The sequence below is a fragment of the Streptomyces sp. Ru73 genome, from assembly GCF_002920575.1.
Taxonomy (GTDB): Bacteria; Actinomycetota; Actinomycetes; order Streptomycetales; family Streptomycetaceae; genus Streptomyces.
Map to the genome: position 1 here is coordinate 12,599 of NZ_PQSQ01000025.1, position 17,765 is coordinate 30,363.

A 17,765-nucleotide genomic window follows, 5' to 3' on the forward strand; every position below is an offset into this window, starting at 1 on the left:
GCCGGCTGCGTACGCTCGCGCCATGACACCGATACGGCTCACCGCATCCGTATGGCAGGTTCCCTTTCCCGTCGGCCACGTCCACCTCGTCCGGCTGCCGCCCGACGACCGCACCGGACGCGCCGGCTACGCCCTGGTGGACACCGGCGTCCCCGGGTCCGCGCCGGCCGTCCTGGCGGCCCTCGCCGAACTCGGCGGGCGCCCGGAGGACGTCCGGCAGATCGTGCTGACCCACGCGCACGTCGACCACACCGGGGCCGCCGCCGACCTCACCGCCGCCACCGGCGCCGAGGTGCTGGCCGGCGCGCCGGACGCCCCGGTGATCCGCGGCGAGGCGGCCCAGCCGCCGCCCGCCCTCACCACCGGCGAGAAGGCCCTCTTCGAGCGGATCACCGCGGGCTTCGAGGCGGCCGGCACGCCGGCGCCGCGCCCCGTCGCGGTCGGCACCGAGCTGCACGACGGCGACGAGCTGACGGGGTGGGGCGAGCCGGTGCACGTCCTCGCCACCCACGGCCACACCGCCGGCGGCATCGCCCTCCACCTCCCCGCTTCCGGGGTGCTCTTCCCCGGCGACATCATCGGCGCGGGGGAGGGGCGCGTGGTGCTCGGCCCGTTCAACGTCGACCGGGAGCGGGCCATCGCCTCGTTCCGGCGGCTCGCCTCCCTCACACCGCTGGAGACGGTGTGCGTGCCGCACGGCGAGCCGGTGCTGCGGGACGCCGCCGCGCTGCGCGCGGCCACCCCGGAGACCGACTGGCTGTAGCGGCGGAACGCGTTAGGTGTCGCACTCCAGCTCCGTACGGCACAGGGCGCAGCGGGCGCGGAGCGGGCCGCGCACCGGCAGCCGGAGGCGCTGGTGGCAGGCCGGGCAGGGGAAGGAGACGCGCAGCGGCCCCGGCCCGTCGAAGACGTATCCGGCGTCCCCCGGCGGGCCGGGGGAGCGGCGCGGGACGCGTGCCGCGCGCCGGTCCCTGGCGTACCGCCACCGCTCGGCCCGGCCCGCGGCGGCCAGCGGCGGCTGCCGGGTGTCCCGCAGCGCCCGCTGCCGACCCGCGCGGTAGGCGTCGTACGCCTGCGGGCTGGTGAACCACGGGGCCGGGTCCTCGCCGAAGAACAGCGCCCGCTTGGCGAGGACGTAGCCGAACTCCTCCGGGGTGAGGTAGCCCAGCTTCTGCGAGGCGCTGCCGTGCTCGCGGTAGGCGTCCAGCAGCAGCCAGCCGGCGCCGAGGTAGGCGGTCGCAGTGTCGGTGAGGATCTCGTTGGCGTGCGTGCCGGGGAAGGACAGGCCCAGGCGGTGCAGATAGATGTGCATCGTCTCGTGGGCGAGGGCCGCGGCGATGTCCCGGCGGTGGGTGCGGAAGCGGTCGTTGAGCTCGATGAAGTACTCGGGCCCCGCGGTGAGTTCGACGTTGGCCGCGTGCCGCATCGACCGGAAGGAGACGATCATCCGGGCGTCCGGCAGCCGCAGGTGCGCGACCATCGCACGGGCCACCCGCTGCACGCCCAGGTGCAGGTCCTCCGCTTCGCCGAACGCGGCGTCGGCGGGTGCCACGGCCGTCTCGAAGGTGCGCACGGTGTCGTACGACAGGCGCTTGTAGAGCGCGGTCACGGCCGAGCGGACCGTGTCCAGGTGCGGATAGCCGTGCACGACCTCGTTGCCGGCGCTGACGCCGCCGGCCGCCCGGTCCGGGCCCCCGGGGCCGCCCGGACGTCCGGTGCCTCCCACTGCCACCCGACCACTGTACGGTCGGCGGCGACCGGGCGGTATGGGCCGTACTGCCCACGGGTACAACGGAATTGAGCCCCTGGGTGCCCTTGTCACCCTTGTCGCTCGTTCCACATAATCGCAGGGCGCTGCACGGACTCACCCCCACTGGGTCCGGACGCCTTTCGTGCGCTGCCGCTTTGCCCGTTCGTGTCACCCGGCGGTGGACACCGGCTCCGGTGTTGGCATGGGCCCGTCATTGACACCCTGTCATGAGCGCGCAACCCCCCACGAAAGGAAGCCCGTTGAGCTACCTGAAGCACCTCAAGAGAGCCGCCGCCGCAGGAGCCGTCGCCCTCGCGGCCGTCAGCCTCCAGCCCGGCACCGCCGGCGCCGCCACCCCCGCCCGCGACGGCGGCGACCACGCGACCGTCGTCGGCGGCACCCGCGCCGCACAGGGCGAATTCCCGTTCATGGTGCGGCTGTCCATGGGCTGCGGCGGCGCACTGTACGCCAAGGACATCGTGCTGACCGCCGCGCACTGCGTGGACGGCAGCGGCAAGAACACCTCCATCACGGCCACCGCGGGCGTCGTGGACCTCAAGGACTCCAAGGCCGTGAAGGTGAAGTCCACCGAGGTGCTGCAGGCACCCGGCTACAACGGCAAGGGCAAGGACTGGGCCCTCATCAAGCTCGCCAAGCCGGTGGAGAACCTCCCCACCCTGAAGATCGCCGAGAACGACACCTACAACAGCGGCGACTTCACGATCGCCGGGTGGGGCGCCGACAAGGAGGGCGGACAGCAGCAGCGCTACCTGCTCAAGGCCCAGGTGCCGTTCGTCGACGACGCCGCCTGCGAGAAGGCGTACGGCTCCGACCTCACCCCCGGCGACGAGATATGCGCCGGCAAGCTGGACACCGGCGGCGTGGACACCTGCCAGGGCGACTCCGGCGGCCCGATGTTCCGCAAGGACGACGCGGGCCAGTGGATCCAGGTCGGCATCGTCAGCTGGGGCGAGGGCTGCGCACGTCCCGGCAAGCCCGGCGTCTACACCGAGGTGAGCGCCTTCGCCGCGGACATCAAGAAGGGCGCGGGCCAGCTCGGCGGCTGACCCACCGCCGGCCGGGGCACCGCCGCCGCACGACGCGGCACCGCCCCGGCCGGTACCGCGCCCGCCCCTTCCGTTAGTCCAACACCTGTCCCTCCTTTGTCCATGGGCGCACCCGTCGCACGGGCAGCACGCTGTGCGGCGACAGGAGTGCCGTGCGAAGGAGGACAGTGCGCGTGAACGAACCGACAGCCGGCGGGCGCGGGCCCGGCCGCAGAACCGTCGTCGCCGGCACCGCGCTCGCCGCCCTCGGCGCCGCGCTGCCGCTCACCGCGGGCACCGCGCACGCGGCACCGGGAGCCGGCGAGGCGGTCCTGCGCTCCGACCGCCTCCGGGTCCGTGTCGACACCGCCTTCCCGCGCGTCATCGACTACACCGACACCGCGACCGGCGCCGTCCTGCACGGCCACCCCGAACCGGTCACCGAGGTCGTCATCGACGGCACCCCGCACACCCCGCGGGTCACCGCCCGTCCGGCCCGCGACCGCATCGGCTACACCCTCGCCTTCGACGGCGGCACGGAGATCGAGGCCGAGATCGCCGTCGACGGATGGCAGGTCCACTGGCGCCTCACGAAGATCACCGACACCGCCGCGCTGCGCGTCGGCACCCTGCAGATCCCCTCACTCGCCCTGCTCACCGTCCGCAGCGACCAGCCCGGCGCGACGCTCCTCGCGGCCCGCATCGAACTGGACAAGGCCAAGAGCGGTGACACCCTCGTCCGCGTCACCGACGACACACCCGCCGACCCCGCCCCCCTGGGCTGCGCGTACGCCGTCGTCGCCACCGACGCGCTCGCCGCGGCGCTGGAGACCAACACCGTGTACGACAAGCCGTCCGGGGCCACCACCTGGGAGAACGGCCGGCTCTGGCGGCAGACCGTACACCGCGACGGGCACGCCGAGGCGCGGCTCTCCTGCGGCCAGTGGACCCACCGCGCGGCCACCGCGCCCCTGGACGCCACCGAACCGCTGCCGTACGCCACCGTGATCCTCACCCGCGACCGCAACGGCGACGGCCGCGTCGACTGGCAGGACGCGGCCATCGCGATGCGCGACATCATGACCGTGCCGCTGGGCGCGGACGAACAGCACCTCCGCGTCGTCCCGCACATCCCGTTCAACTTCGCCAGCCAGGCCACCAACCCGTTCCTCGCCACCCTCGACCACGTCAAAAGGATCTCCCTCGCCACCGACGGGCTGCGGCAGTTCACCCTCCTCAAGGGCTACCAGTCCGAGGGCCACGACTCCGCACACCCCGACTACGGCGGCAACCACAACACCCGCGCCGGCGGCCTAGCCGACCTCAACGCCCTGGTACGCGCCGGAAAGAAGTGGAACAGCGACTTCGCCGTGCACGTCAACGCCACCGAGTCCTACCCCGTCGCGCACGCCTTCTCCGAAACCCTCGTCGACAAGGACGACGAGCAGTGGGACTGGCTCGACCAGTCCTACCGCATCGACGCCCGCCGCGACCTCGTCTCCGGCGACATCGCGGCCCGCTTCCGGCAGCTGCGCGAGGAGACCGACCCGGCCCTGAACGCCCTCTACATCGACGTCTTCCGCGAATCCGGCTGGAACTCCGACCGCCTCCAGCGCCATCTGCGCGACCAGGGCTGGCTGGTCACCACCGAGTGGGGCCACGGCCTGGAACGCTCGGCCCTGTGGTCGCACTGGGCCAACGAGACCGACTACGGCGGCGACACCTCGCGCGGCATCAACAGCAAGCTCATCCGCTTCCTCCGCAACCACCACAAGGACGTCTTCGCCGACAAGTGGCCGACGCTCCTCGGCGCGCCCCGCATGGGCAACTTCGAGGGCTGGGTCGGCAAGACCGACTGGCACGCCTTCTACGAGATCATCTGGCGTGACGCACTGCCCGCCAAGTACCTCCAGGCGTACCCCGTCAGGACCTGGACCGACCACGAGATCACCTTCGAGGGCCCCACCCGCACGGCCGTCTCCGACGCCGACGGCGGCAAGCGCCGCATCACCACCGACGGCCGCCTCGTCTACGACGACGGCACCTACCTGCTGCCGTGGGAACCGCGCCGCGCCACCGACCCGCCGAAGCTCTACCACTACAACCCCAGCGGCGGCACCACCACCTGGACGCTGCCGCGCGGCTGGCGCACCGGCACGGTGTACCTCTACCGCCTCACCGACCAGGGCCGCGCCGACGAGAAACGGCTGCCGGTCAAGGACGGCAAGGTCAGCATCACCGCGGCCGCCGGACAGCCCTACGTACTCCGCAAGCGGCGCGCCGAACCCCAGGAGCCGCCCCGCTGGGGCGAGGGCACCGGCATCGCCGACCCCGGCTTCCACTCCGGCACGCTCGACGCATGGCAGGTCAGCGGCCCGGCGACGGTACGCGCCAGCGCGCTCGGCGACTACGAACTGGTCATCGGCGCCGGCGCGGCCGCCACGGTGGCCCAGCGCCTGGACCGCCTCGCACCCGGCACGTACGTGGCGTCCGTGCAGGTCGAGGTCGGCGAGAAGGCCGGCGAACGGCGCCGCGCCGAACTCGCGGTGCGCACCGCCGACGGGATCACCGCGGCCAACTGGACCGAGACGTCCACGGCCGGCAACTTCGTCGCCGCCGACCGCAAGCACGGCACCCGCTTCCAGCGGATGTTCACCCGCTTCACCGTCCCCGAGGGCGGCGGCCCGGTCACGCTGTCCCTGAAGGCCGCGGCCGGTGCGGCCCGCGTCCGCTTCGACAACGTCCGCGTCGTCCCCGCCGCGCACACCACCAAGCCCGGCACGTTGGTCTACGAGGACTTCGAGCACGTACCGCAGGGCTGGGGCCCCTTCGTGAAGGGCGACGCGGGCGGCGCGACCGACCCGCGCACCCACATCGCCCAGCGGCACGCCCCCTACACCCAGCGCGGCTGGAACGGGAAGGCGATCGACGACGTGGTCGACGGCGGCCAGTCACTGAAGTCCCGGGGCGAGAACGAGGGCCTGGTCCACCGCACCGTCCCGCACACCGTCCGCTTCGCGCCGGGCCGCCGCTACCGCGTCACCTTCCGGTACGAGAACGAGAAGGCCGGCCAGTACGCCTGGATCACCGCCGTCGACGCCCCGGCGCCCCGGGAACTCGGCCGCACCCCGCTCCCGGCCGCCACCGCCCCCGCCGTCCACTCCTACGAGTTCACCGCGCCGGAGGAGGGGGAGGCGTGGGTCGGCCTGCGGAAGACGGGCAGCGACGGAAAGGCGGAATTCGTGCTCGACGGGTTCGAGGTGCGGGAGGTGTGAGGAGCGGGTGCCCAGGTGGCACCGGGGCACGCGCAGGTGATGCAAGGGAAATTGCGTAAGCTGGTGCAGTTGCAATTTCGACGACATCACTGGGGAAGGCAGGCGCAATGGGTGCGGAGGTCGTGGAGCGGGAGCTCGCCGGACTGCGATGGCTGGTCCTCTCCGGAGAACGGACCGCCGTCTTCCGCACCCTCGGCGACGCCGCACGCGCCGACATCCGCGCCGTCCAGGACGCCCTCCCGGAACGGGACGCACTCCGCTCCTGGACGGCACGCGGCCGCGGCCGGGAACGGCTCGGACGGCTGCTGCACGCCACGGAGGCCGCGCACCCGGTACAGCTCGGCGAGCTGCGGGCCCTGGCCGACGGGGCCGGCGCCGGCTTCCACGACCTGCTCCTCGCCAACCTCCGCGGCGACCTCGGCGCGGAGGACGGCACCGGCTGCACCGACCTCGGCTGGCGCCGCACCCGCTCCCTCGTCGCCCACAACGAGGACGGCGCGCCCGCGCTCCACGGCCGGCTGATGCTGCTCACCCTGCGCATCGACGGCGAAGCACCGGTCACCGTCCAGTGGTACCCGGGCTTCCTGCCCGCCAACACCTTCACCGCCACCGGCCACGGCCTCGTCTGGGGCATCAACCACATCCAGGCCGCCGACCCGGCCGACGCGCCCGGCCGCCACTTCGTCGCCCGCGCGATGCAGCAGGCCCGCACCCTCGACGAAGCCGTCCACCACCTCGGCACCCGGCCCAGCGCGGGCGGCTTCGCCTATACCCTCGGCGAGGCGGCCACCGGCCGGGTCGCCGTCGTGGAGAGCACCGCCGGCCGCACCGCCGCACTGGAGGCCGGGCCCGACGCACCCCTCCACTGGCACACCAACCACCTGCGGCAGCTGGCCGCTTCGCTGGACGCCACGTCCGGCACCGGACACGGCGCACAGGCGGCCCGCAGCCTCGGCCAGTACGAGGAGAGCGTGGCACGCGGCGCGGTCCTCGACCGGCTCACCGCCCCCGACGCGGAGCCGGGACCCGACTGGTTCCTCGACGTCCTCACCGGCGCGCCCCTCCCGGACGGCGTGCACCGCACCGCCGCCGGCACCGACCCGCTGATGACCCTCTGCACCGCCGTCGCCGACCTCACCGCCGACCGCATCACCGTACGCGGCGCCGACGGCCGGACCGCCGAACTGCGGCTGTCGGCCTATGCGCGGGGGGAGACCGAGTGAGCGCCGGCCGGTGCGTGGCGAGGCCGGCCGAACCCGGGCGGGGCCCGGTACGCCGAGCCCGGCACGGTCCGCCGGCCGCCCGCCAGGACCGGTACCCGGCCGCCGGACCGGTACCCGCCCGCCCCGGCCCGTGCCCGCCCGTACGAGAGAATCGACGCCATGGCCCCCGCACCGTCCAACCCCCCGCGCCCGCCGCAGACCTACGACGAACTCGTCGGTGAGCTGCAGCGCCGCGGGGAGTCCCTGACCCGCTCCCAGCGCCTGCTGGCCGACCGGCTGCTCGCCGACCCCGAAGGCGTCGCCTTCATGACCGTCTCCGAACTCGCCTCGGCCGCCGGCGTCAACGAAGCCACCGTCGTCCGCTTCGCCACCGGCCTCGGCCTCGACGGCTACCCGGGCCTCACCCGCCTCTGCCGCGCACACCTCCGCGAACAGGCCCAGCTGCTCCGCCGCTACGACAACCTCGAACAGCTCGGCGCCGACGACGGCGACCTCCTCGAACGCTCGGTCGCCCTCGACCGCGCCAACATCGCCCGCACCTTCGCGCGCGTCCCCCAGGACACCTGGGACGCCGCGGTACGCGCCCTCGCCGAGGCCCCCCGCGTGCACATCATGGGCCTCCGCAAGTGCCACGCCCCCGCCTACCTCCTCGGCTACCTGCTGCGCATGCTCCGCGAAGAGGTCGCCACCGTCACCCCCGGGACCGGCACGCTCACCGACGACCTGCGCCGCGTCCGCGCGGACGACTGCTTCGTCGCCCTCTCCATCCACCGCTACAGCGCCCAGACCGTACGGGCCGCCGCCTGGGCCCACGAACGCGGCGCCCACTGCATCGCCCTCACCGACAACCCCTCCTCACCGCTCGCCGCCACCGCCCGGCAGACCTTCTACGTCGACGCCGCCGGCCCCTCCGTCCTGCGGTCGGTGACGGCCTTCACGTCCCTGGTCCAGGCACTGGCGGCCGGCGTCGCGCAGCTCGGCGGCCACAAGACACGCGCCACCCTCCTCCAGGAGGAGCAGCTGATGGAGGAGTTCGGGGTGTACGCGAGAAATTCAGGCCCGTCCGGGGACACCTCCCAGCGATAGCCGGGGGAGACCGAGGGCGAGCGGCCGCAGGGCCGCGACCGGCCCTCGCGCATCACCCCGGCCGCACCGGCCCCGTACCCGTGACGACGGCGCCCAGCGCCTCGCGCAGATGCGCCAGCGCCCCCGCGATCCACGGCAGCGACAACGGGTCGCCCGACCGCAGCGCCGCCCACCGCTCGGCGGCCGTCTCCCCGTACAGCAGGCTCGTCGCCACCCGCGCCCGCAGCCCCTCCGGCACGTCCCCGAACGCCGCACCGGCCAGCACCCCGACCCCGTGCTCCCGCAGCAGCACCCCGGCCAGCTCCGCGCCCGTGGTGACACCCCGCGCGGCCAGCACCGGCCGCACCGGCTCGAAGTCCGGGTACAGGTAGAACCCCGCCTCGGGTGCCCGGCAGCGCGCACCGGCCGCCGTGAACTCCGCGTGCACGGCGCGCGCGACGGTGCCGTGCAGCCGGCGGGCCGCGTCGACGTGCGCCAGCACCTCCGGCGGATCGGCCAGCACATGCGCCGCGACCGCCTGCATCGGCGCCGCCAGACCGGACCACACCTCACTGGCCACCCCGGTCAGATCCCGCATCAGCCGCTCGCCCCACGCCCCCTCGGGCACCCGCGCGAACCCGATCCGCCAGCCGCCCAGCGCCATGGACTTGCTCAGCCCACTGGTGACGACCGTTCGGCCGGGAAGATGCCGTACGGCACTCGGCGCCCGCCGCCCGTCCGCGCCCTCCGCCGCGGGGTGCAGCACCTCCGCGTAGATCTCGTCGGAGACCACCACAAGCCCGTGCCGCTCCGCGATCGCACAGACCGCCCGTACGTCCGCGTCCCGCGCGACGGTGCCGGTCGGATTGTCCGGCACCGTCAGGATCAGCACACCGGGCCGCGCACCGTCGGCGCGCGCGGCCGCCAGCGCGTCCTCCAGCAGCGCCGGATCGGGCACCCCGCCCGCGGCGTCCGGCACCGGCACGCCGACGACCCGCTTGCCCACCAGCGCGGACTGCGCGGCGTAACTCACCCACGCCGGACGCGGCAGCACCACGTCGCCCGGCAGCGCGGCGAGCAGCGCGAACAGCAGTGCCTTGCTGCCCGGCGCGAAGAGCACCTGCTCGGGCCCGGTGGCCACGCCACGCCGGGTGAACCAGCCGGCGGCGGCCTCGCGGGCCTCCGCCGAACCGACCACGGGCCCGTAGCCGTTGCGGTGCGCCGCGGCGGACAGCACCGCCGCGATCCCGTCCGGCACGGGGAGCCCGGCCTCGCCGAACCCCAGGTGCAGCACCTTCTCGCCCGCCGCGCGGCGGGCCCGCATCGTCTCGTCGATGGCCAAGGTCGCCGAATGCATGGTCACGGCGCCCCACTCTCCTCACCGGGATCGGTCACGGCTGCGCGCGTGCGGGCACGCAGCGTATGCAAGCGTGATTGCAAGCACGACGATACCTGCAAGGAAAATTGCATAGGGGGGTGGGTGTGCACAGGGCTTGCGCACACGGGTTTGGGCACACGCCTTGCGCACGCCTTGTGCGCACGCCCTGTGCACGCGGGCGCCGCAGCCGGGCGTGCGGGCCCGGCCGACGGGGTGACCGCGAGGCCGGGTACGCAGGCCCGGCCGGCCGACCGGCCGCCTCGGTCACGGCACGAGCCGGGGCCCGGGGGCGCCGTCTCGGTTACGGCACGAGCCGGGGCATCCCCGCCCCATCGGCAGCCGCCCCCGCAGCAGCCCCCTCCCGTTCCGCCTCCCGCTCGCCCTCTCCCGCTCCCTCCAGCTCCAGGACCAGCACTTCGTTCGCCCCCTCGCGCAGGCACGGGCCCGGCACGTACAGCCCCCGCTGCGGCCCCGCCGACCAGTACCGCCCCAGCGGGAACCCGCCCACCCACACGAACCCCCTTCCCCAGCCCGGCAGTTCGAGCACCGCGTCCCCGGTCCCGCCCGCCGGCACCACGACCGTCCCCCGATGCAGCCCCCGCACCCCCGCCCGGCCCCGCGACGGCCCGAACGCCACCCGCGCCACCGCCGCCGCGTCCTCCAGCGCGTCCAGCCGCAGCCCACGCGCCCGTACGCCATGCACGTACTGCCGCTCGTGCAGCACCCCGCCCGTGACCCCCTTCGGCTCACCCAGCCGCGGCCCGTAATTGACCCGCCCCAGCGACTCCACCCACAGCTCCACCTCCGCCGGCCCCGCGACCGGCCCGAACCCCGCCTCCTCGGTGTCCAGCACCGGCCCCCGCACCCCGTCCATGAACGTCACCGCCCGGTCCCGCAGCCCGCGGACCCGCAACTCGTACGGCTCCCGCGGCCCCGGCACCGAAACCCGGTACCGCACCACGCCCCGGTCCACGTCCAGCTCCTCGAACGTCGGCGGCACCCCGGACCGCACCTCCGGCCCGCCCAGCGCCGCCACCACCGCGTCCATCGACGCCCAGCCCGTCAGCCGCACCGCCGCGGGACCGGCCAGCACCGGCCACGGCGCGGGCGGCTCCGGCACAGGACCCTCGGCGTACGCGGCCAGCACCTCACGGAACCGCCAGAACTTCGCCGTCGGCCGGCCGCGCTCGTCGACGGGCGCGTCGTAGTCGTACGACGTCACCGTCGGCAGCAACGCACCGTCCTGCAGCGCACCGGACCGGTTCGCGCCCGCCCAGCCGCCGAAACTCGTCCCGCCGTGCGCCATGTAGACGTTCACCGACGCCCCGCACTCCAGAATCTCCGCCAGCGCGGCCGCCGCGTCCTCCGCATCCCGCACGGCATGATCCGCACCCCAGTGGTCGAACCACCCGCACCAGAACTCCATGCACATCAACGGCCCGTCCGGCCGGTGCCGCCGCAGCGCCGCGAACGCCTCCCGCGCCCCCGACCCGAAATTGACCGTCGCCGTCAGCCCCGGCACGCTCCCGCCCGTCAGCATGTGGTCCTCCGGCCCGTCCGACGTGCACAGCGGCACCGTCACCCCCAGCGCACGCAACCGGTCCACCAGGTGCGCGAGGTACGCCGCGTCCGACCCGTACGAGCCGTACTCGTTCTCCACCTGCACCATGACCACCGGCCCGCCCCGGTCGCACTGGCGCGGCACCACCTGCGCCAGCACCGCCGCCAGCCAGCCGTCCACCGCCCGCAGATACCGCGCGTCGGACGTCCGCACCCGCCGCCCCAGCGGCCCGGTCACCCAGTGCGGCAGCCCACCGTTCTCCCACTCGGCACAGATGTACGGACCGGGACGGACGATCGCGAGCAGCCCAGCGCGCCCAGCCGCGTCCAGGAACCGGCCGAACGCCGCCAGCCTCCGGAACTCACCCGCACGCGGCTCGTGCAGATTCCACGGCACGTACGTCTCCACGCAGTTCAGACCCATCGCCCGCAGCATCGCCAGCCGGTGGTCCCAGTGCCCCTCGTGCACCCGGAAGTAGTGCAGCGCGCCCGACAGCAGCCGCACCGGCCGCCCGTCCAGCTCGAACTCCCGCCCCCCGACGGCAAACCGCCGCCCCACCGGAGCGCCGCCCCCGCCCCCCACCACGCCCGCCGCTCCGCCGTCCGTCACGCCCCTCGCCCCTTCCCTCACCCGGCCCACGTCCCGTCCAGCACACCCCCTGGCGGCACGGCGGTCCATGGACAAAGATCAGCACTGTTTGGACGGAACGCCCGTCGGCAGGGGAGCGGGCGGACGCCGGCATACGGCAAGGCACCGGCGTACGGAAGGGCACCGGTATACGGAAGGGCACCGGCGTAGGGCAAGGCGTCGGCGCACGGAAGGGCGTCGGCAGGCGGCAAGGCACCGGTATACGGAAGGGCACCGGCGTACGGAAGGACGTCGGCGCGCGGTAACGCACCCGCAAGCACGGCCCAGCAGCCCGGAAGGCGACGACAAGGCACCGACGACCACGGCAAAGCAACCCGGAAGGCGACGGCGAACGGAGGAGCCCGCGTGTACCACACCTGGATGCGCTACTTCACGCCGAGCCCGGTCCACCACCGGCTCGGCCTCGTCTGCCTCGGCGTGGGACTCCAGCACGGCACCCTGCCCGCCGTCGGCCCCCGCACCCTCGACCACCACGTCGCCGTCGTCATCCACGCGGGCAGCGGCTGGTACGCGGACCCCGACGGCACCCGGCACCCCGTCACCGCCCCCGCCCTCCTCTGGCTCACCCCCGGCGTCCCGCACCACTACGGCGCCGACCCCGACAGCGGCTGGGACGAGAGCTTCGTCGACTTCACCGGCCCCGCCGCCACCACCTACACCGAACTCGGCTACATCGAACCCGCCCCCGACCGCCCCCTCGTCCCCCTCGCCGACACCGCCGCCGCCCGCGCCGCCATCGGCCGCATCGCCCGCGCCGCCCGCCGCGGCAACCCCCTCCTCGAAGTCGAGACCTCCGCCGCCGTCCACGAACTCCTCGTCGCCCTGCGCCGCGCACGCGCCGACACCGACGCCGACGGCGACCCCGTCCTGCAGGCCCTCGCCCGCGACGCCTTCCTGCCGCTGTCCGTCGCCGAACACGCGGCGCGCCACGGCATGACCCCCGCCGAACTCCGCACCGCCGTACGCCGCGGCGCCGGCTGCAGCCCCAAGGACTACCTCCTCGGCATCCGTCTCGGCCGCGCCAAGGAACTCCTCGCCGCCACCGAACTCCCCGTCGCCGCCGTCGCCCGCCGCGTCGGCTACGACGACCCCGCCTACTTCAGCCGCCTCTTCACCCGCAGAGTCGGCACCGCCCCGGTCCGCTTCCGCCGGCAACAGGGCCGCACGGTCCCCGGCGGCTGGTCCACCCGCATCCCCGACCCCGACAACCCACCCCTGGTCAACGGCACCGGCTGAGCGACATCCGCACGCTGCGCACCGCCCGCCGCCTCATGGCCGTCGTCTGGCTCTTTCTCCTCCAGGGGGACGCGCGGGCCGAACAGCCCCGTAACCCGCCGGGCACCCTCTCCCGCCAGGCAGTGCGGGTGCGGGAACGGCTGGCATGACGGACGGTACGGCTCCCTCCGTGCGGTGGGAGCCGTACCGGTGTGCCGCCGACGCCGGCGCCGGGCCCGCGTCCCTCAGGGGGACACCTCTTCGAGCGGCCGGTCGGTGGTCTCCTCGGCGAAGAACGCCGCGGCCAGCGCGCCCACGAGGGCGACCCCGCCCAGCGTGACGAAGACGGCCGAGACCTGCCCGCCGCCCGCGTAGATCGCACCGACCAGCAGCGGGCCGAGGATCACCCCGAGCCGGTTCAGCGCGCCGCCGACGCTGCAGCCCAGCGCCCGCATCCGGGTCGGATACAGCTCCGGCGTGTACAGGTACAGGCAGATGTTCGAGCCGAAGAAGCAGACCGCCGCGAGCGAGGTCCACACCAGTACCTGCACGGGCGTACGCGCACCCAGCGCGGCCAGCACGATCAGCAGCGCCGCCGCCCCGCCGAGGAAGAACGCGAACACCTTCCGCCGCCCGATCCGGTCGACCGTCAGCGCCACCAGCAGACACCCGAGGAAACCGGCGACCGAGGTGACGGTGGAGTACAGCAGCGCGTCGGACAGCGACAGCCCGTACTGCTTGCCGTAGATCGTCGGCAGCCAGGACGTAATGCCGTAATTGACGAAATAGCCGGTGAACCAGAGCGTCCCGATCACCAGCGTCCGGCGGCGGTACCGACCCGTGAACAGCCCCCTGACGCCGGTGGCGGCGGCTTCGGCCGGCGTGGCGGGCCGGGCAGGCGCCGTGGGCGTGAGCGTGGTCGTCGGCGTGGCGGAAGCCGACGCGGTCACGGCCGCTTCCGGCGTCGCCCCCGCCGCGGCACCGACCGGCGGCAGCGGAGCCCCGGTCGCCGCCACGACCTTGGCCTCGATCAGCTCCATCGTCGCCGCGGCCTCCTGCAGCCGGCCGCGGTCGGCGAGCCACCGCGGCGACTCCGGAACGGCGCGCTGCACGAGGATGCACAGCAACCCCGGTACGGCCGCCACCACGTACATCCAGCGCCAGCCCAGCGCCGGCACGACCCACGCCGCGACCAGCGCGCCGATGGTGAGCCCCGCGGGAAAGACCAGCTCGTACAGCAGTACGAACCGACCCCGCTTGAAGCTGCGGGTGATCTCGCTGATGAACGTCGCGGCGACCGGCACCTCACCGCCGATCGCCAGCCCCTGCACGAAGCGCAGCGCCATGAAGGGCGGCGCCGAAGGGCTCGCGGCCAGGGCGAGCGAGGCCAGCCCGGACACGCCGATGCAGATCGCGATGATCTTCACGCGCCCGATGCGGTCCGCCATCCGCCCCGAGAAGAGCGCGCCGATGAGCATGCCCAGGGAGCCGATGGTGAGTACGGCGGTGACGTCGCCGTCCGTGAGGTGCCACTGCTGCCGCAGCTCGGGCATGGCGTACGCGATCAGCAGCTGGTCGAAGGCTTCGAAGAAGGTCACCACGCCGATGACGAGGCGGACGGTGACGTGCCAGCGGGACAGGGGGAGACGTTCGAACCGAGCGGCGATACCGGCGCGGAGGGCGTCGGTGTCACGGCCCGGGGATGCGTCGAGGCTCATCCGGGATTCCTCCAGACCCGCGCAGCACGCGGGCGAGGTACGGGGGAGGGGAGAGGGAAAAGAGGGCGCTGGATGCCGGCGCGGAGTGCCGGCCGGGAGTTGGGGGAGCTCGTACGTAAGCGCCAAGTGTCTTAGGGCTTAAGTTCTACCGACTCAAGGGGTGTGGAAGTCAAGGCCCCGACGCCGCGAAATTTTTCCGCGGCAACCCTTGCGGCCAAATACTTAAGCACTTAGATTTCTGGCGCTGAGAGAAACCGCAGCGCCGGCAGAACCGGAACCCCGCCCCGGCGCCCCGCCCGCACCCCGACGGCCCCGCGCCTCTCCACCGGCCCCACGCCGCCCGCTACGCCACACCACTTCACTCCGCGAACGCGCCGACACCACCCACCACCGGCCACCCCGGCCGACCCACCGGCCGAACCCGCGAACCCACCGATGTCCGGGAAGCACCCATGCCTTCGATCCCGCACGACCCGCCCACGCAGACACCCTCCCGAACCCCCTCGATGACCACGCCACCGCAGAACCCGGCCACGCCGCCGCAGAGCCCGGTCACGCCGCAGAGCCCGGTCACGCCGCCGCAGAGCCCGGCGGAGGTATCACCGGTGCCGGTCGACGCCGTGCCGACGCAGGCGGGCGCTTCGTCGAGGCCGGTTGGCGTTTCGACCGCTCCGGCTGGCGTTTCGTCGAGCCCGGCTGGCGCCTCGCCGACGCCGGTGGATGTGTCGGCGGTGCCGGTGGACGTTTCGGCGGCGGCGGGGGGTGCCTCGCCGGCTGCGGGGGGTGCCTCGGCGACGGGGGATGCCTCGGCGGCGCCGGTTGACCGCTCGCCGGCGTCGGTCCTGTCGTCGTCATCGGCTGCAGCGTCGTCGTCGGCCGCAGAGGCGTCGTCGGTCGCAGCGTCGTCGGTCCTGGCGTCGTCATCGTCCCCTGAGCCGACATCGAACCCTGAGCCGTCATTGAACCGTGAGCCGTCCTCGGCCCCGGTGCCGTCGTCGGGCTCGGTGTCGTCGTCGGGCCCGGCGTCTCCGGAGGGGCCGGTTCGGACGGTTCCCGCCGGGGCCCCGGAAACGGCCCCGGCCACGCCCCGCCCCACGATCCCCGAGGACGAGATCCTGGTCGCGGGGGAGTGGCGCCCGGGCCGAGGCGACACGATCACCACCATCGACCCGGCCACCGGCACCCCCCTCACCACCCTCCGAGCCGCCTCGCTCGCCGACACCGAAGAAGCCGCCGAACGCGCCGCGCAGGCCGCCGCCGACCCGGCCTGGCGCGACCTGCCACCCCACCGGCGCGCCCGCCTGCTGCACCGCATCGCCGAACTCATCGAAGACGCCGCGGACGACCTCTCCGCGCTCCAGACCGCCGACACCGGCAAGTCCCGCACCGAGACACTGGCCCTGGTACACAGCGCAGCCGGCACCTTCCGCTACACCGCCGCCGCCCTGGAGACCGCCGAGGACACCCTCACCCCCTCCCGCGGCCCGTACGTCACCATGAGCACCCACGAACCGATCGGCGTCATCGGCGCCATCACCCCGTGGAACTCGCCCATCGCCAGCGACGCCCAGAAACTGGCCCCGGCTCTTGCCGCGGGCAACGCCGTACTCCTCAAGCCCGCCGAGTGGACCCCGCTGGTCTCCCTCGCCCTCGGCCGCATCATCCACCGCGCCCTGAGCGAGTACGACCTGCCCACCGGTCTGCTCTCCGTACTCCCCGGCCCCGGCAGGGTGATCGGCGACGCCATCGTCCGCCACCCGGCCGTCGGCAAGGTCACCTTCACCGGCGGCACCCGCACCGGCCGCACCCTCGCCCACGCCGCCGCCGAGAAGCTGATGCCGGTCAGCCTCGAACTCGGCGGCAAGTCACCCACCGTCGTCCTGGAGGACGCCGACCTCGAACAGGCCCTCGCCGGCGTGATGTTCGGGATCTTCTCCTCCAGCGGGCAGAGCTGCATCGCCGGCTCCCGCCTCTTCATCGCCCGCCCGCTCTACGATCGCTTCCTCACCGAACTCGTCGCCCGTACCCGGAAACTCCGCATTGGACCCGGCACCGACGTCCGCACCCAGGTCGCGCCCCTGGTCCACCACAAGCACCGGGACGCCGTCGCCGCGTACGTCGACCTCGCCCGCGAGGAAGGCGCCCGCGTCCTGTGCGGCGGCGCCGCCCCCGAAGGCGAGCAGTACCGCGACGGCGCGTACTACCTGCCCACCGTCCTGGACGGACTGCCCAACTCCGCCCGCACCTGCCAGGAAGAGATCTTCGGCCCGGTCCTGGTCGCCCTCCCCTTCGACGACGAGGACGACCTGGTCGCCCAGGCCAACGACACGGTCTACGGACTGGCCTGCGGCCTGTGGACCAAGGACGCCGCCCGGGCCTGGCGCCTCGCCCGCCGCATCGACGCCGGAACCGTCTGGATCAACACGTACAAGCAGTTCAGCATCTCCACCCCCTTCGGAGGCATGAAGGACAGCGGCCTCGGCCGCGAAAAGGGCCGCGACGGCATCCGCGCCTACCAACGCCAGAAATCCCTCTACTGGAACACCTCCCCGGAACCCCTGCCTTGGGCGACCTGAGGGCCTGCGGTTGAAAGGGCCGGGGGTGCTGGGTCTGGCGGCGGGGAGGTCTTCCGCCTGACGGGCTGGGGTGCTGGTGCCCTCACTTTCCCGGGGCCCCGCCCCCGCCCCCCACCCACCTCCTCCTCCACCCACCCCGCCACCACCAACCCAGCCCACCCCACCCCCGACCCCTTCCGCGCTCCCTCCCCGCGCCCACCCAACGACGCAGCCACGCCGAGAGCACGCCCCGCCGTCCAATCACCCCCGTGCCCGCCCGCCGCTTCCACCTCGTCCGCGCCCGCCCACCTCACCCACGTCCGCCCGCCGC

12 protein-coding genes are annotated in these 17,765 nt (G+C 74.0%); 7 read left to right on the forward strand and 5 right to left on the reverse strand.

Annotated features, from left to right (window positions below; genetic code table 11):
* Window positions 1–22 precede the first annotated feature (22 nt).
* A complete protein-coding gene (locus C3486_RS14025) occupies window positions 23–763 on the forward strand; it encodes an MBL fold metallo-hydrolase (RefSeq protein ID WP_103833009.1) in 741 nt (246 codons plus the stop codon).
* Between the two features lie 12 nt (window positions 764–775).
* Here the strand turns inward: C3486_RS14025 and C3486_RS14030 are convergent, their stop codons facing one another.
* Window positions 776–1,648: a hypothetical protein gene (locus C3486_RS14030; protein ID WP_103833057.1), complete on the reverse strand. Its 873-nt coding sequence runs from the start codon at window positions 1,646–1,648 to the stop codon at window positions 776–778.
* Between the two features lie 329 nt (window positions 1,649–1,977).
* On the opposite strand from C3486_RS14030, the gene C3486_RS14035 reads away from it, so the two are divergent.
* The 4 genes from C3486_RS14035 to C3486_RS14050 all read left to right on the forward strand — a co-directional run bounded on the left by C3486_RS14035 (window position 1,978) and on the right by C3486_RS14050 (window position 8,380).
* Window positions 1,978–2,817, forward strand: coding sequence for a trypsin-like serine protease (locus tag C3486_RS14035; protein ID WP_103833010.1), 840 nt, complete (start codon window positions 1,978–1,980; stop codon window positions 2,815–2,817).
* A 173-nt stretch (window positions 2,818–2,990) separates the two neighbouring features.
* Window positions 2,991–6,071 carry an endo-alpha-N-acetylgalactosaminidase family protein gene (locus C3486_RS14040; RefSeq protein WP_103833011.1) on the forward strand — a complete coding sequence of 1,027 codons (3,081 nt, stop codon included), beginning with the start codon at window positions 2,991–2,993 and terminating at the stop codon, window positions 6,069–6,071.
* Between the two features lie 107 nt (window positions 6,072–6,178).
* Window positions 6,179–7,294 (forward strand): C45 family peptidase, encoded by a 1,116-nt coding sequence (locus tag C3486_RS14045; protein WP_103833012.1) that lies wholly within the window; start codon window positions 6,179–6,181, stop codon window positions 7,292–7,294.
* 159 nt (window positions 7,295–7,453) lie between these two features.
* Window positions 7,454–8,380, forward strand: a complete 927-nt coding sequence (locus tag C3486_RS14050; protein WP_103833013.1) for a MurR/RpiR family transcriptional regulator — start codon at window positions 7,454–7,456, stop codon at window positions 8,378–8,380.
* Window positions 8,381–8,432: 52 nt separating this feature from the next.
* Here the strand turns inward: C3486_RS14050 and C3486_RS14055 are convergent, their stop codons facing one another.
* Together C3486_RS14055 and C3486_RS14060 are read right to left on the reverse strand one after the other, a co-directional pair.
* The gene (locus tag C3486_RS14055; protein ID WP_103833014.1) at window positions 8,433–9,722 is read right to left on the reverse strand and encodes a pyridoxal phosphate-dependent aminotransferase; all 1,290 of its coding nucleotides are present in this window, start codon (window positions 9,720–9,722) and stop codon (window positions 8,433–8,435) included.
* 316 nt (window positions 9,723–10,038) lie between these two features.
* Complete coding sequence (locus tag C3486_RS14060; protein WP_258052771.1) at window positions 10,039–11,856, reverse strand: beta-galactosidase family protein; 1,818 nt, start codon at window positions 11,854–11,856, stop codon at window positions 10,039–10,041.
* Window positions 11,857–12,291: 435 nt separating this feature from the next.
* On the opposite strand from C3486_RS14060, the gene C3486_RS14065 reads away from it, so the two are divergent.
* On the forward strand, window positions 12,292–13,182 hold the full coding sequence (locus C3486_RS14065; RefSeq protein ID WP_103833016.1) for an AraC family transcriptional regulator: 891 nt from the start codon (window positions 12,292–12,294) through the stop codon (window positions 13,180–13,182).
* Window positions 13,183–13,406: 224 nt separating this feature from the next.
* On the opposite strand, the gene C3486_RS14070 is transcribed toward C3486_RS14065, so the two are convergent.
* Together C3486_RS14070 and C3486_RS14075 are read right to left on the reverse strand one after the other, a co-directional pair.
* Window positions 13,407–14,879 (reverse strand): MFS transporter, encoded by a 1,473-nt coding sequence (locus C3486_RS14070; protein WP_103833017.1) that lies wholly within the window; start codon window positions 14,877–14,879, stop codon window positions 13,407–13,409.
* 358 nt (window positions 14,880–15,237) lie between these two features.
* Window positions 15,238–15,963, reverse strand: coding sequence for a hypothetical protein (locus tag C3486_RS14075; RefSeq protein WP_103833018.1), 726 nt, complete (start codon window positions 15,961–15,963; stop codon window positions 15,238–15,240).
* A gap of 13 nt (window positions 15,964–15,976) precedes the next feature.
* Between C3486_RS14075 and C3486_RS14080 the strand changes: the two genes are divergently transcribed.
* Window positions 15,977–17,455, forward strand: coding sequence for an aldehyde dehydrogenase (locus tag C3486_RS14080; RefSeq protein WP_103833058.1), 1,479 nt, complete (start codon window positions 15,977–15,979; stop codon window positions 17,453–17,455).
* Window positions 17,456–17,765: the final 310 nt, after the last annotated feature.